Raw genomic sequence first — 571 nt, forward strand, 5'->3', positions numbered from 1 at the left:
TGCTTGCCGGTCCCCTTGTCCGGACGCCAGCCGGTCGAGAGCCGGTCCCGCGCGGTGGCGACGGCGTCGGCGAGGCGGCGGTGCTCGGCCTGCTGTTCGGCGTGCTCGGCCTCCCACGCGGCGCGGGCCCGGTCCCGCGCGGTCCACCAGGCGTCGTAGCCGCCCGCGGTGAGCCGGGGCGTGCCGTCGCGCGTCGGGTCGAGGTCGCAGAACTCGTCGGCGACGTCACGCAGCAGGGCCCGGTCGTGACTGACCACGGCGAGCCCGCCCGGGTGCGCGCGCAGGGTGCGGGTCAGGAAGTCGAGGCCGGCGGCGTCGAGGTGGTTGGTGGGCTCGTCGAGGAGCAGGACGTCGTGGCGGGCACCGAGCAGGCACGCCAGCCGCACGCGGTGGCGCTGTCCCACCGACAGCGTCTCCAGCGGCCGGGTGCGGTCGGTGCAGGCGCCGATCGCACCGAGGGCGACGTCGACGCGGCGTTCGGCGTCCCAGGCGTCGAGGCGGGTCGCGGTGTCCAGGGCTGCGGCGAACCGGTCGTCGGCGCCGGGCGCGCCGTCGGTGAGCGCCGCGGTCG

Annotated in this window: 1 protein-coding gene; it reads right to left on the reverse strand. The window is 77.8% G+C overall.

The genetic code is table 11. The annotated features are described in order from the left end of the window. Nucleotides 1-571: ATP-binding cassette domain-containing protein (locus GTW08_RS01595; protein ID WP_161151292.1), on the reverse strand; the 571-nt coding region annotated here is incomplete at both ends.

The organism is Pseudonocardia sp. SID8383 (genome assembly GCF_009864975.1).
Classification (GTDB): Bacteria; Actinomycetota; Actinomycetes; order Mycobacteriales; family Pseudonocardiaceae; genus Pseudonocardia; species Pseudonocardia alni.